We start from the raw sequence: 13891 nt of genomic DNA on the forward strand, positions 1-13891 counted from the left end.
GAACCCAGCTCACAGATGCAGACTATTGCGAGCGACAGCGGCGATCGTTGCTCTAGTGGCCCGCACAAGGTCGCTGGGGGCGAGCTCGATATCGAATCCGCGCTTTCCGCCGCTGACAAACACGGTGTCAAACAGCTCGACTGTTTCATCGATGACGGTGCGGTGAGCGGTTTTTTGGCCGACCGGGCTGATACCTCCCACAACATAGCCGGTGCGGCGTTGAGCCACGATCGGGTCAGCCATAACCGCTTTCTTGCCGTGAACCGCCATAGCGAGCGCTTTGAGGTCGAGCTTTCCTGAGACAGGAACAACGGCAACGACGAGTTCACTGTCCACCATCGCCATCAGCGTCTTGAATACTCGTTCGGCGTTGATTCCTAGTTCGGTTGCCGCCTCGAGACCAAACTCGGTGGCAGAGGGGTTGTGGTCGTACGGGTGCGCGGTGAACGCGATTCCGAGTGCGTCAAGCGCAACTGTGGCTGGGGTCCCGAGCGCCATTAGCACGCACCGGCAGTTGTCAGCGGGGCGATCAGGTCGAAGCGAGGGTGCATGCGATCTAGAGTAATGACACACGGGCATCCACGGGGAGTGCGCGCGAGAGTAGCGGAGTATCGGTGACTATCTATCTGGATCATGCGGCCACGACGCCGATGCGTCCTGCCGTGGTTGAGGCATTCGCTGCGGCCCTCCCACTGGTAGGCAACCCTTCGTCGATTCACTCCCAGGGGCAGTCGGCAAAACGCATGCTTGAAGAAGCTCGCGAGACTGTTGCCGCAAGCCTGGGGGCTGATTCCGTTGAGGTCACTTTTACTTCCGGGGGAACTGAGGCGATCAACCTCGCTATCAAGGGGCTGTTTTGGGACCGAAATTCTGGTGCGGTTGTCCGTCCGCGAATCTTGGTAGCGCGAGCCGAACATCACGCCACGATTGATGCAGTGGAGTGGATGCGCGAGCACGATGGAGCAGTGCTCGACTGGATTCCTGTTGATGCTTTCGGCCGCGTCGACGTCGACTACGTTCGCGAAGCGCTCGCGGAGGACGTTGCGCTTGTGACGATGCTCTGGGCCAACAACGAGGTCGGAACCCTTCAGCCAGTTTCTGAGGTTTCGGCGCTCGCTGCAGCTCACGGGGTTCCTGTACATGTGGATGCCGTGTCAGCGTTCGGCTATGTACCGCTCGATTTTCATTCTTCGGGGGTCGCGGCGCTGAGTGTGTCTGCTCACAAGATCGGGGGACCGGTTGGGGCGGGCGCGCTGGTAATTGCGCGTTCGGCGTCGGTGACGCCGCTAATTCACGGTGGCAGTCAGCAGCGTGCGCGTTCGGGAACTTTGGATGCTCCTGGCGCGGTTGCGTTTGCCGCCGCTGCCCGGGCGGCGACAGGGGGCTTGGCGGAGAGCGCTCAACGATTGGCCGGGCTGCGAGACTTGCTGATCGCGGGAGTGCGCTCGGCGGTGCCAGACGCGGTGCTTCGCGGCGATCCCGATGCACGGCTGCCGGGTAATGTGCACTTCACCTTCCCCGGCTGTGAGGGCGATTCGCTGTTGTTCTTGCTTGATGTTGCTGGATTCAGTGTGTCGACGGGTTCGGCCTGCCAAGCGGGGGTGCCTGAGGCCAGTCATGTGTTGCTTGCCATGGGTCTTGATGAGCCGACGGCGCGCGGTGCACTGAGAATTTCGTTAGGGGAGTCGACGACTGCTGACGAAATCGCACTGTTTGTGCAGGCACTGCCACGGGTTGTTGAGCAGGCTACTGCTGCAGGATATTCGAGCCGAGACACTGTTCTGGGTCATTATCCCGGCGCCTAGCGCAGCCGCGCCACATATTGACAGTCTTCACTTGCACCTGTAAGTTTTTCATTACAGATGGAGGTGGCCTGTGAACTCTGACGAACTCGGTGCCTGGTTGGCGGCAGTTGCCAATCCGCAGCGCATGCGAATTCTTGCGGAGCTCTCTGGGGGACAAAAACATGTCAGTGATCTGGCCAGACGAGTCGGGATGTCGCGCGCTCTTTTATATATGCACCTAGCGAAGCTCGAGGAATCGGGTTTTGTCGCTGGCCATCACGAACTGAGCGACGACGGTAAAGCACTCAAGTTTTTCGAAGTCGTGCCCTTTCGCGTGACGGTAACACCAGCGTTGCTCGCCAGAGCAGTGACTCAGTCAGCGAAAGACCTCGAAGCAGAAGCACAACACCCCAGCAACAACACTCACGAAGGAAAATAATGGAACTCTTCTTTAGCCTCTGGTTCTGGATTGGCGTTATCGCTGTCACCGGAATCATCGCCGGCGTCATCACGAACGCCGTAAATAAGAAGGCCGAGACGGCCAAGCACGTCGCGGACTCTCAGGCAGGCGGCGACTATCGCGCACTCGCCGAGCAAACTCTCGAGGCCAACCGAGCACTTCTTGAACACCTCGGTGCCGTTGAGCAGCGACTTGCGGCCGTGGAAAAGACCCTCACCGACATCCCGCAGTAAGAACTTGCCCAGTGACACCTCTCGTACACTGGTTCTATGAAGGTTTTAGCGGCAATGAGTGGCGGAGTGGACTCCGCGGTAGCTGCCGCGCGGGCAGTTGAGGCAGGGCACGAAGTCGTCGGAGTGCATTTGGCGCTCAGTAGACAGCCCGGCACCCTGCGCACGGGCGCCCGCGGTTGTTGCACCATTGAAGATTCTATGGATGCGCAGCGGGCGGCCAACATCATCGGCATCCCCTACTACGTGTGGGACTTTTCTGAGAGATTCAAGCTCGATGTTGTGGATGATTTCATCGCCGAGTACACGGCCGGACGCACACCTAACCCCTGTATGCGCTGCAATGAGCGCATCAAGTTTGCGGCCCTTCTCGAGAAAGCTGTTGCTCTGGGCTTCGATGCGGTTGCTACCGGCCACTACGCCAACATTGTTGACGATGAGCAGGGCAATCGCGAACTGCACCGAGCAGCAGCGTGGGCGAAAGACCAGTCGTATGTTTTGGGCGTGCTCACTACCGAACAGCTTGCCCACAGCATGTTCCCCCTAGGCGCGACGCCGTCGAAGGACGAAATCCGCGCAGAAGCAGCCGAACGTGGTTTGTCGGTAGCAAACAAGCCAGATTCCCACGACATCTGCTTTATCCCCGATGGCAACACTCGCGGATGGCTCGCCGATAAAGTCGGCGCTGAGCAGGGTGAGATTCTTGACCGCTCCGGAGACGTGCTCGGCAAGCACGAGGGTGCCCTCGCCTTCACGATTGGTCAGCGCAAAGGCCTGAATGTCGGGTATCCGACGGATGACGGCAAGCCCCGATTTGTGTTGGAGATTCGCCCCAAGACCAACCAGGTTGTTGTTGGGCCACGCGAAGCGCTCGCATTGGCAGAAATTGCAGGCACCACGTTCTCGTGGGCAGGCCTCGATCCTCTCGCATCGGGATTCATTTCAGAACCGGGCGAAAGTTTTGAGTGCCATGTTCAAGTGCGCGCCCACTCTGACCCGATGCCCGCGGTTGCGCGAGTGGACGCTGCAGCCTTAGACGCCGAGGGCATCGAGACGGGCCCCGAGCTTGTGGTGACTCCCCACGAACCGCTCAATGGCGTGTCGCCCGGCCAAACTGCCGTGCTCTACGTTGGCACGAGGGTTCTCGGGCAGTGCACGATTGCGCGCACCGTTTCCGCGGTTCCCGCACAGGTGTAGGCCTTTGCCACTGCTCCTGATGGCCACTGCTCCTGATGGCCACTGTGCGCAGCTTTCGTCGTAGGCGCTGTTTACACTTGACTAGTGGCCAACAACACCGAGAAATCCGGTTCAACGAGCGAATCTGACGACCAGGTCGCCGCGACTACTGATCCCACTTTGGCGGTAGCGCACGATGAAGTCGACAAGCTAACAACACGCATCCTTGAGCTCCGGGATGCCTACTACGTTCGCGATGAAGTTCTTGTAGACGATGCCGAATACGACGAGCTGATTAGCCAGCTCGAGCAACTCGAGCGCGAGCATCCAGAACTACAAAGCCAAGACAGCCCCACGCTGCGCGTTGGGGGCCGGGCGGCGACACTCTTTGACCCTGTGGAACATGGTGAGCGCATGCTCAGTCTCGACAACGTGTTTTCGCTTGAGGAGTTCGCTGAGTGGACCGCGAAGGTCCAGCGGGACTCTGCACGGCACATTGATTTCTTGTGTGAGCTCAAGATCGATGGTCTCGCGATTAACCTTCGCTACATCGATGGTGTGCTCGTGAGTGCTGCTACCCGGGGTGATGGTCGAGTCGGAGAAGACGTAACGGAGAACGTTGTGCGCGTTGAGGGGATCCCGAAGCGATTGCAGGGCAACGGTCATCCACCCATTGTCGAAGTTCGAGGTGAGGTCTTCATTCCTCTGGAACTATTCCGCGAGCTCAACGCTGAACAGACCCGCATTGGTGAGAAAGTTTTCGCAAACCCTCGCAATGCTGCTGCAGGATCACTTCGCCAAAAATCCGAAGGCAAGTCTGAAGAAAAGCTTGCACACATGCGTCGCCGATTGTCATCGCTGCGGATGCTCGTGCACGGTATTGGGGCGTGGGATGGCACGCGCGCCGAACACAAGCCCATTCGCAGCCAAAGCGAAATCTATGGCGAGCTGGCTAAGTGGGGCCTGCCAACAAGCACGCACTTTCGGGTCGTTGACTCCGGTGAGAAGGCCGCAGACTTTATTCGCTATTACGGGGAGCACCGCGACAGCGTTGAGCATGAGATTGACGGCATCGTTGTAAAAGTCGACGAGCTGGCATTGCACGAGGAACTCGGTGCCACGTCGCGGGCCCCTCGCTGGGCGATTGCTTATAAGTACCCACCAGAGCAGGTCAACACCAAGCTCCTCGACATTGTGGTCGGCATCGGGCGCACGGGGCGGGCCACCCCTTACGCCGTCATGGAGCCGGCACACGTCGCCGGATCCGTCGTTCGCCAAGCCACCCTGCACAATCAGGATGTCGTCAAGCGCAAAGGCATCTTGATCGGCGACACCGTTGTGTTGCGAAAAGCGGGCGATGTGATCCCCGAGATTCTCGGGCCGGTGGAAGAACTGCGTGACGGTACCGAATCCGCGTTCGAGATGCCGAAGAACTGTCCAGAGTGTGGAACGCCCCTACGCCCCATGAAAGAGGGCGATATTGATTTGCGGTGCCCGAACGCGCGAAGTTGCCCCGCGCAGGTCCGCGGACGTATCGAGCACGCTGGCAGTAGGGGTGGCTTCGATATCGAAGTGCTCGGTGAGGTTGTCGCGCGCGCGCTGACACAGCCTCGGTACCCAGAAGTACCGCCCCTCATCAACGAAGCAGCACTGTTTGATCTCACCGTCGAGGACATTTTTCCGATTGTTGTCGCTGTCCGTGACTCGGAGACTGGCAAAGTCGTTACTAATGACGATGGTAGTGAACGGTTGATTACCCCTTTTAGGCGCGTGCGTAAGGTCAGTGGTGCCAGTGCGGACCCCGCGTTCGATGCCAATGTTAAAGAATTCGCTGGCGACGACGACGCTGTTCCGTCGACTAACGCGATGAAGCTCATCGCCAACCTGCAAGAAGCGAAGATCAAGCCACTGTGGCGACTTGTGGTGAGCCTCAGCATCCGCCACGTTGGCCCGGTTGCAGCCCGCGCCCTCGCCGACTACTTCGGTTCTCTTGACGCCATTCGTTCCGCGACTCGTGAGCAACTCGCTGCCGTCGACGGTGTTGGCGAAATTATTGCCGACTCGGTTGCTGACTGGTTCGAAATTGACTGGCACCAAGAGATCGTTGCTCGCTGGGCAGCATCGGGCGTTCGCTGGTCGACACCCGGTCATCCTGGTCCCGGAGCGGCGCAGTCAAACGAGGGTCCGCTGGCAGGGCTTACGATCGTCGCCACCGGCAGTCTCGACGGCTTCACCCGCGAGGGTGCACAAGAAGCAATTATCGCCGCGGGGGCGAAAGCAGCGTCTAGTGTCAGCAAAAAGACTGATTATGTGGCTGCGGGGCCCGGAGCAGGATCTAAGCTGACGAGAGCGGAAGAACTGGGGATTCGAATTCTTGATGCAGCACAATTCGCTAGGCTCCTCAACGAGGGTCCCTCGGCTCTAGACGACTAGCTGTAGTTCCCACTGAGGTTGTGGACGCGGTCTGATGGTGTTTGGCCGCCGATGCCGGTGTGGGGTCTGTGAAAATTGTAGTGGTGGAGCCAGATCGGATATTCAGCGGCTCTAGCTTCGTCGCTGAGGTAGGTAGCGGCGTAGGCCCATTCCGTGGCGAGTGTTCGGTTGAATCGTTCAACTTTTCCGTTGGTTTGCGGCCGGTAGGGACGCGTGCGAACGTGTGTGATCTCGCCGAGAGCAGCCGCGAAGTGTTGTGACCGGTAACAGGCGCCATTGTCGGTCATCACGGCGGTGACAGTGATGCCCGCCGCGGCGAAAAACTTGTTGGCGCGGATCCAGAAACCTGCTGCGGTCTCCTTCTTCTCGTCGGTAAGGATCTCAGAGTAGGCAAGCCTGGAGTGGTCGTCGACGGCATGGTGCAGGAACGAATAACCGCGGCCGCCGTGGTGTCCCTTGTTGGGACGGCCGACCGCGCGGCCGAGCATCCGGTGACCGCCACCGTCTGGGATGCGGCCCTGTTTCTTAATATCGACATGTACCAGCTCTCCCGCGATGGCCTTCTCGTAGCGGACCGGCCTCGGCCGCCGAACAGGAAGCCCGGTCGCTTGGTCCAGCCACGCCAACCTCGGCATCCGATATCGGGCCAACACCCGTTCCACCGTCGATCGATTCAGATGCAGGTGATAGCCGATCCGGTGTGGTCCCCAGCGACGAGTGAACCGGAGGGCAATGATGCGTCGCTCGATGCGAATCGGGGTGCGAGCGGGTGAGTATCTCGGCCGTGAGGATCGGTCCGTCATCGGCTGGCCAGCCCGGAAACGGGCAGCCCACTTTGCTGCCGTCGCTGGCGAGCACTGGAATCGTTCCGCGGCGCGTCGGGACGACCAACCGTCCTCGACGATCAGCCGCGCAAGACGAAGGCGTCCTTGCGGGGCAAAGGGAGCATTACTGTGAGTCACGAGGACCTCCGGTTAGAGATATGAGTGTGGTAACCCACATCCTGCCGGAGGTCCTCGCTAACTCAAACGATCACAACGTCCCTGGGAACTACAACTAGCCGATGCGAAGCGAAGTGAACGTTCCACCCCCGAAGGGGGCAGTTTTCCTCTAAGATTGCCGCAGCGTGTTCGTTTGCGGGGATGGCACACGACCCACGTTCCTGAGGGGATTGCCCGACCTTGCTGATAGAAATCGCAGTTGTCATAGCCACCTCGGTTGTCGGCTTGCCCGCGACCGAGGCCGCCGCTATGCCCTCTGCAGCGTTTCACTCAGTTGTGACAAGCGATGCACCGCCCAGTTTCGCGGGCCCTGTCCTTGAGCCAGCCGCTGGTGTATTCGGTGTCTCAAGTTCTGGCGCCGCCTCGTTTGGGGCGCAAACGCTTTCGACCCTCGCCCGCATTCCTGCCGGCAACATCTCGCAATACTTCGCGTCTCGCCCAGCAGCGGTTGAACAGATTCTCGCCGAACAGCCTCCGGCCCAAGAGGTCGCACTATGGTGGGGAGACCTTGATGCGGGTCGTCAAACTGCACTAGAAACTGCCTCGCCTCGGTTGGTCGGCAACCTTGAGGGCGTTCCTTACGCAATTCGCGATACCAGCAACCGCACGATGCTCAGCCACACCATCTCTGAACTAACCAGCCTGATGAACTCGGATGCCGGCCGGGCCGTTCAACAGACCGCCCACCAGCAACTCAACATGCTGTCGTCAATTTCGCAGTCACTAATCAACGAGGGCATTGAGCCAGAACGAACGCTCGTGACACTCGACGTCTCTGGTCAGGGGCGTGCTGCGATCGTCTTGGGAGACCTCAACGACGCCGACTATGTGAGCTTCTTGGTGCCCGGGATGTTCTTCACCATTGAAGGCCAGATGTCGTACTGGGTAGATGCTGCGAATGAGCTCTACTACCAGCAGCAGATGTGGCTCGACCACTTTGAATCTGGGTCCGTCTTTGTTCGCAACCAATCGGTCGCAACGGTTGCGTGGATCGGCTACGACACACCCAACCTGACCAATGTTGGGGCTATCGATAAAGCTGATCAGGGGAAGGATACTCTCGCGGGAGCCATCCTTGGGCTCCAGGCCGAGCGCGGCACCGACCAACCGTATATTTCTGTGGTTGCTCATTCCTACGGATCAACCGCTGCGATGATGGCGTTGTCCGAGTACGACTTCGACATTGATGCCCTAGCTCTTGTTGGGTCTCCCGGCAGCCCCGCGGAGTCGGTTGCTGACCTGAACGTGCGCGACGGCAACGTATTCGTGGGAGAAGCCGCGTGGGATCCGATCCCCAATAGCTCATATTTTGGCCCCGACCCGGGAGCGGAATCTTTTGGCGCCAAGTCGCTGGGCGTGAGTGGCGGTTTCGACATGATTATGAAGGAGCCTTTGACCGGCTCGGTTGGCCACAACGAGTACTTCACCCCCGGAAGCGAGGCTATGCGCAACTTTGCGTTGCTGTGCATCGGTCGAAGCGATCTCATCATCCCCGAGGGTGCGCCGCTTGTACAACGCGCGTTTGCAACATCCCAGCACAGTCAAGGCTGATGGGTGCGCGTACTGCCCACAGCATCCGGTTTTCTGGCGCGGGTGTTGGCGATGAGCGCCTGATCGTGCGCGTTCGCTCATCGCGGATCGCGAAGCCGAATACACTTGTACGGTTCCCCGTCTGTTTCCCATCTTCGGAGCTCCATGACTGACACCAATCCCGGTGCGATCACTAGCGAGGTCGTCACGCACCTCGCATCGCTCGCCCGCATCGCCCTCACCGCTGACGAAATCGAGAAGCTCACAGGTGAACTCGGTGCGATCGTCGACTCAGTTGCCAAGGTGAGCGAAGTCGCTACCGATGACGTTCCAGCGACGAGCCACCCGATTCCGCTCAGCAACGTGTTCCGACCTGATATTCCCGGCGTCACCCTCACCACTGAGCAGGCACTCGCCGGAGCACCCGAGCACGATGGTTCACGTTTTGCCGTCAGCGCGATTCTGGGGGAAGAGCAGTAATGGCAGAGAACAACGAACTCACCCGCATGTCGGCATCCGAGTTGTCTGGTCGGCTTAGTTCGGGTGAAGTGTCATCCGTTGAGGCCACTCAGGCACACCTCGCCCGGATTTTGGCTGTCGATGGCCAGGTCAACGCGTTCCTTCACGTATCAGCGAATGCGATCGCCAACGCCACGCGGATCGATGAACGGCGCGCTGCTGGCGAGCAGCTTGGTCCGCTAGCTGGTGTGCCCATCGCGGTTAAAGATGTGCTGTGCACGATCGATATGCCGACGACCGCCGGTTCCAAGATACTTGAGGGCTGGATTCCCCCCTACGACGCAACCCCCGTCGCAAAATTGCGTGCGGCCGGTTTGGTTCCGCTCGGTAAGACGAACATGGACGAATTCGCCATGGGCTCGTCAACAGAACATTCGGCGTATGGCCCCACCAAGAATCCGTGGGATCTTGGCCGTATTCCTGGTGGCTCAGGCGGCGGTTCTGCCGCTGCGGTTTCCGCGTTTGAAGCTCCGCTCGCTCTCGGATCTGACACTGGTGGATCGATCCGCCAGCCGGCATCCGTCACAGGTTCAGTCGGAGTGAAACCCACCTATGGCGGAGTTTCTCGCTATGGTGCGATCGCACTCGCGTCGTCGCTTGACCAGGTTGGCCCGGTTTCGCGCACAGTTCTCGACGCAGCCCTGCTGCACGACGTCATTGGTGGGCACGATCCTCGCGACTCCACCTCGCTTAACGAACAATGGCCATCGTTTGCGGCGGCTGCTCGATCGGGCTCTGCTGCTGAGAGCCTCAAGGGCACCCGCATTGGTGTCATCAAGCAGCTCGACAGTCCCGGCTTCCAGGCCGGTGTCTCGCAGCGTTTCCATGAGGCGCTTCAGTTGCTCACCGACTTCGGTGCCGAAATTGTTGAAGTGGATGCTCCGCACTTCGAATACGCCGTAGCCGCGTACTACCTCATCCTGCCGGCGGAAGCCTCGAGTAACCTCGCCAAGTTCGACTCCGTTCGTTTCGGACTGCGAGTCACACCTGACGGCGGCGGCACGGTCGAAGATGTCATGGCGGCAACCCGCGAGGCTGGATTCGGCCCCGAAGTGAAGCGACGCATCATCCTCGGAACCTATGCCCTCAGCGCTGGTTACTACGACGCGTATTACGGCAGTGCTCAGAAGGTGCGCACGCTTATCCAGCGCGACTTCGCTGCCGCGTTCGAGAAGGCAGACGTGCTGGTCTCGCCGTCGGCGCCGACTACGGCGTTCAAGTTTGGCGAGAAGCTCGACGATCCCATGGCGATGTACCTGAACGATGTCACCACAATTCCGGCGAACCTTGCCGGGGTGCCCGGTATGGGGCTGCCGATGGGGCTTGCTCCAGAAGACGGTTTGCCGACGGGGTTCCAGATCATGGCTCCCGCGCGTGGCGACGCTCGACTCTACGAGCTGGGTGCCACATTGGAGCGTTTGCTCGAGCAGCAGTGGGGTCACACTCTTCCCAGCCAGGCACCGTCGCTCGGCTAGAGCAGCACTTTCACCCGACCCCGACCCCGACCAGACCGTTCAGGTGGCCGCTGCACTTTTAGTGCTCGTCGGCGCTCTGGCGTTCTCGGTACGCGATTTGGTTCATCCGGTTCCCACACCGGATGCTGCAGAATCTGCGTGATCCGTTTCGGGAGAAGTCCGCCATGAGCCCTTCGCAGTTGGGGGCTTCGCAGCGGCGCAGTCGCCACATGGAGTCTGATCGTACGACGTCGACGAGTGCGAGTCCGACTTCGGCTTGAATGCGTTCGGCGAGCGGTGCGTCGGGGGAGTTGGCATGCAGGTGCCAGTCGATGTCGTCATGGCGTGCGAGGAATGGCAATGCGTTGGCCTCGGCGAGCATCGCGTTGATCTCACTTGCTGCGTTGTCTCGAGTGAGCTTCCAGACACCACGAATCCGATCTCGCACGAGTCGAACTTCGGCGAGTTCGGTGTCGTCTCGGTCGATGCGTCCGGTGTAGCGAAATCGTGTGATGAGGGCGTAAACGTCGTCACTGGTCGAGAGTTCGTCGAACCCGCTTCGGCTCGCGAAAACGTCGCTATTTCCGAGAGCAACGGCGAACTCCAGCGACTCGACGGTGTCAGGGGCAAAATGCAATTTGACTCCTTATTTCGTTCGAGACTAGCGTCAGCAGAAATACTCGTCAATTACGTTCAAAGCAGTCGCCAATGAAACGCTCAACCACGACACTCGGAATGCTCATCGCCGTCGTCGCCGCCGCCAGCTTCGGTCTATCGGGCGCGCTCATCAAACCCCTGCTCGAAGCGGGGTGGAGCCCAGCAGCAGCCGTCACTCTGCGAGTATTCATCGGAGGATTCGTGCTCGCGCCATTTGCGATTATCGCGCTAAAAGGCCGCTGGATTGCGCTCTGGTACGCTCGCAGCCGCATCCTGCTTATGGCAATTGTTGGCGTTTCCGCCACCCAGTTGGTCTACTTTGCTGCAGTGGAGCGCATCCCCGTTGGCATTGCCATCCTGCTGGAGTACATGGCGCCGCTCTTACTCGTGGCGTTTGCGTGGGCAACAACCCGCCGCATGCCCAAAGCTGTAGTGCTGATCGGTTCGGTGATCGCGCTCGGTGGGCTTGTCTTGGTGGTCTCTCCAGAAGGCTCGGGAGCACTCGACCCGCTCGGTATCATCTTTGGCGCAAGCGCTGCCGTCGGCGCGGCCGTCTACTACGTGATTGCGGCGCGCTCGAGCGAGGGACTCCCCGCAGTAGCTCTTGCAGCGGCTGGACTGCTCATTGGCGGAGTCCTCCTCGGGCTAGTCGGTGTGGTCGGCATCGTTCCCTTTGACATGCCGATGGTGGATGTCACGGTGCTGGGCTATGTGGTTCCGTGGTGGGTTCCGCTGCTCATCGTGGGTATTGTCTCCACCGGCATCGCGTATTCGACGAGCATTATGGCTAGCGAGATGCTCGGTTCCCGACTCGCCTCATTCGTTGGACTGCTCGAGGTGGTGTCGGCGGCCCTGTATGCCTGGCTGCTGATCGGGGAGAATCTTTCGTTGCCGCAGTTCATTGGTGGTGCACTGATTTTGGTGGGAATCGGCTTCGTGCGGTCTGAACGCAGCGAGGAGATAGGCGACTTCACGATTGAAGCAGAGGCCTTCCCGAGTGACCATGATGAGCCAATTTTGGCCCCAGCATCCGCGCCTCTCGAGCCGGGTACCGATACGGTGCCGCTGCGCCCCGTACAATCATCTGGTGGCTAAAGCTGAATTGATGGACTACGACAAAGCTCTCGAACTATTTGAGCCGGTGCTCGGTTTCGAGGTGCACGTTGAGTTGAACACCCAGACCAAGATGTTTTCTGATGCGCCGAACCCTGCAGCGTCGGGCGCTCAGCACGCTGAGCCGAATACCATGATCACTCCTGTTGATCTTGGTCTTCCTGGCAGCTTGCCGGTTGTCAACGAAGAGGCCATCAAGTATTCGATCTCTCTTGGCCTAGCTCTCGGTTGTGAGATCGCACCGAGTTCACGCTTTGCGCGCAAGAATTATTTCTATCCCGATCTGGCGAAGAACTATCAGATCAGTCAGTTCGATGAGCCGATCGCGTTCAATGGTTCGGTAGACATCGAGTTGGAGAGCGGTCGTGCGATCACGATTCCGATCGAGCGCGCGCACATGGAAGAAGACGCGGGCAAGCTCACGCACGTTGGTGGCTCCACCGGTCGTATCCAGGGTGCAGAGTATTCGCTGGTTGACTACAACCGTGCCGGTGTTCCTCTGGTCGAAATTGTTACGCACATGATCACGGGCACGGAAGCGGATGCTCCTGAGGTTGGCAAAGCGTATGTGTCCGCTATTCGCGACATTGTTCGTTCGCTCGGCATTTCCGAAGCCCGCATGGAGCGCGGGAATCTGCGCTGCGACGCGAACATTTCGCTCAGTCCTCGGGGTTCCGGAAAACTGGGCACACGAACTGAAACGAAGAACGTCAACTCAATGCGCAGTGTTGAGCGTGCGGTTCGTTACGAGATCCAGCGTCAGGCTGCGATTTTGCATCAGGGCGGCACGATCGTCCAGGAGACTCGTCACTGGCACGAAGACACGGGTGTCACGAGCGCCGGTCGCCCCAAGAGCGATGCCGATGACTACCGCTACTTCCCTGAGCCTGACCTGCTGCCGGTTGAGCCCTCGGCTGAGCTGATCGAGCAGCTTCGTGCGGCACTTCCTGAGCCCCCTGCTGAGCGCCGTCGTCGACTTCAGGCGGCGTGGGGATTCACCGACCTTGAGTTCCGTGATGTGAATAATGCAGGACTGTTTGGCGAAATTGAGTCAACTATTGAAGCAGGAACTACGGCGGCTCAGGCTCGCAAGTGGTGGACAGGCGAAATTGCTCGTCTCGCCAACATTCAGGGTGCAGACCCCAGTTCTTTGATTACCCCCGCGGATGTTGCGGCTCTCGTTTCGCTCATCACTGAGGGTGTGCTCAACGATAGCTTGGCGCGCCAGGTTCTCGAGGGTGTTATCGCCGGCGAAGGATCACCGGCTGAAGTTGTCGAGAGCCGTGGGCTGAAGTTGGTGTCGGATGACGGCCCGCTGATCGCCGCAATCGACGAGGCGCTCGCCGCTCAGCCGGATGTTCTCGCCAAGATACGCGACGGCAAGGTGCAAGCTGCCGGTGCTGTGATCGGTGCCGTGATGAAGGCGATGAAGGGTCAAGCTGACGCTGCTCGCGTTCGCGAACTTGTCTTGGAGCGTGCTGCGGCCGAATAGTGGGCTCGGCGCATGTCGGCTGCAGGCAGTAGCGTTGTTGTT

The 13891-nt window shown here is 59.6% G+C and carries 13 protein-coding genes; 10 read left to right on the forward strand and 3 right to left on the reverse strand.

Going from position 1 to position 13891, the window contains the following annotated elements; genetic code table 11:
- Positions 1–9: 9 nt before the first annotated feature.
- The gene (gene ybaK, locus AADH44_RS04505; RefSeq protein WP_341954304.1) at positions 10–498 is read right to left on the reverse strand and encodes a Cys-tRNA(Pro) deacylase; all 489 of its coding nucleotides are present in this window, start codon (positions 496–498) and stop codon (positions 10–12) included.
- A gap of 116 nt (positions 499–614) precedes the next feature.
- Between ybaK and AADH44_RS04510 the strand changes: the two genes are divergently transcribed.
- From AADH44_RS04510 to ligA, 5 genes are all read left to right on the forward strand, one after another.
- Positions 615–1805: a cysteine desulfurase family protein gene (locus tag AADH44_RS04510; protein ID WP_341954305.1), complete on the forward strand. Its 1191-nt coding sequence runs from the start codon at positions 615–617 to the stop codon at positions 1803–1805.
- A 70-nt stretch (positions 1806–1875) separates the two neighbouring features.
- Positions 1876–2223, forward strand: a complete 348-nt coding sequence (locus AADH44_RS04515) for a winged helix-turn-helix domain-containing protein (protein WP_341954306.1) — start codon at positions 1876–1878, stop codon at positions 2221–2223.
- Positions 2223–2477: a hypothetical protein gene (locus AADH44_RS04520; protein WP_341954307.1), complete on the forward strand. Its 255-nt coding sequence runs from the start codon at positions 2223–2225 to the stop codon at positions 2475–2477. Before AADH44_RS04515 ends, AADH44_RS04520 begins: the two co-directional genes overlap by 1 nt.
- Positions 2478–2513: 36 nt before the next feature.
- A complete protein-coding gene (gene mnmA / locus AADH44_RS04525; protein ID WP_341954308.1) occupies positions 2514–3671 on the forward strand; it encodes a tRNA 2-thiouridine(34) synthase MnmA in 1158 nt (385 codons plus the stop codon).
- 84 nt (positions 3672–3755) lie between these two features.
- Entirely contained in the window at positions 3756–6083 is a 2328-nt protein-coding gene (gene ligA, locus AADH44_RS04530; protein ID WP_341954309.1) for an NAD-dependent DNA ligase LigA, read from the forward strand.
- Here the strand turns inward: ligA and AADH44_RS04535 are convergent.
- Positions 6080–7045 carry an IS481 family transposase gene (locus AADH44_RS04535; protein WP_341954310.1) on the reverse strand — a complete coding sequence of 322 codons (966 nt, stop codon included), beginning with the start codon at positions 7043–7045 and terminating at the stop codon, positions 6080–6082. The genes ligA and AADH44_RS04535 overlap by 4 nt on opposite strands.
- Before the next feature lie 219 nt (positions 7046–7264).
- Here AADH44_RS04535 and AADH44_RS04540 point away from each other — a divergent pair, with 219 nt between their 5' ends.
- From AADH44_RS04540 to gatA, 3 genes are all read left to right on the forward strand, one after another.
- Positions 7265–8635 carry an alpha/beta hydrolase gene (locus tag AADH44_RS04540; RefSeq protein ID WP_341954311.1) on the forward strand — a complete coding sequence of 457 codons (1371 nt, stop codon included), beginning with the start codon at positions 7265–7267 and terminating at the stop codon, positions 8633–8635.
- A gap of 144 nt (positions 8636–8779) precedes the next feature.
- On the forward strand, positions 8780–9094 hold the full coding sequence (gene gatC / locus AADH44_RS04545; protein WP_341954312.1) for an Asp-tRNA(Asn)/Glu-tRNA(Gln) amidotransferase subunit GatC: 315 nt from the start codon (positions 8780–8782) through the stop codon (positions 9092–9094).
- A complete protein-coding gene (gene gatA / locus AADH44_RS04550; protein WP_341954313.1) occupies positions 9094–10608 on the forward strand; it encodes an Asp-tRNA(Asn)/Glu-tRNA(Gln) amidotransferase subunit GatA in 1515 nt (504 codons plus the stop codon). Before gatC ends, gatA begins: the two co-directional genes overlap by 1 nt.
- 58 nt (positions 10609–10666) lie before the next feature.
- Here the strand turns inward: gatA and AADH44_RS04555 are convergent, their stop codons facing one another.
- Positions 10667–11224, reverse strand: a complete 558-nt coding sequence (locus AADH44_RS04555) for a CGNR zinc finger domain-containing protein (protein WP_341954314.1) — start codon at positions 11222–11224, stop codon at positions 10667–10669.
- A gap of 71 nt (positions 11225–11295) precedes the next feature.
- Between AADH44_RS04555 and AADH44_RS04560 the strand changes: the two genes are divergently transcribed.
- Positions 11296–12339 carry an EamA family transporter gene (locus tag AADH44_RS04560; protein ID WP_341954315.1) on the forward strand — a complete coding sequence of 348 codons (1044 nt, stop codon included), beginning with the start codon at positions 11296–11298 and terminating at the stop codon, positions 12337–12339.
- Entirely contained in the window at positions 12332–13849 is a 1518-nt protein-coding gene (gene gatB / locus AADH44_RS04565; RefSeq protein ID WP_341954316.1) for an Asp-tRNA(Asn)/Glu-tRNA(Gln) amidotransferase subunit GatB, read from the forward strand. Before AADH44_RS04560 ends, gatB begins: the two co-directional genes overlap by 8 nt.
- Positions 13850–13891: the final 42 nt, after the last annotated feature.

Source organism: Salinibacterium sp. TMP30, from assembly GCF_038397785.1.
GTDB lineage: Bacteria > Actinomycetota > Actinomycetes > Actinomycetales > Microbacteriaceae > Rhodoglobus.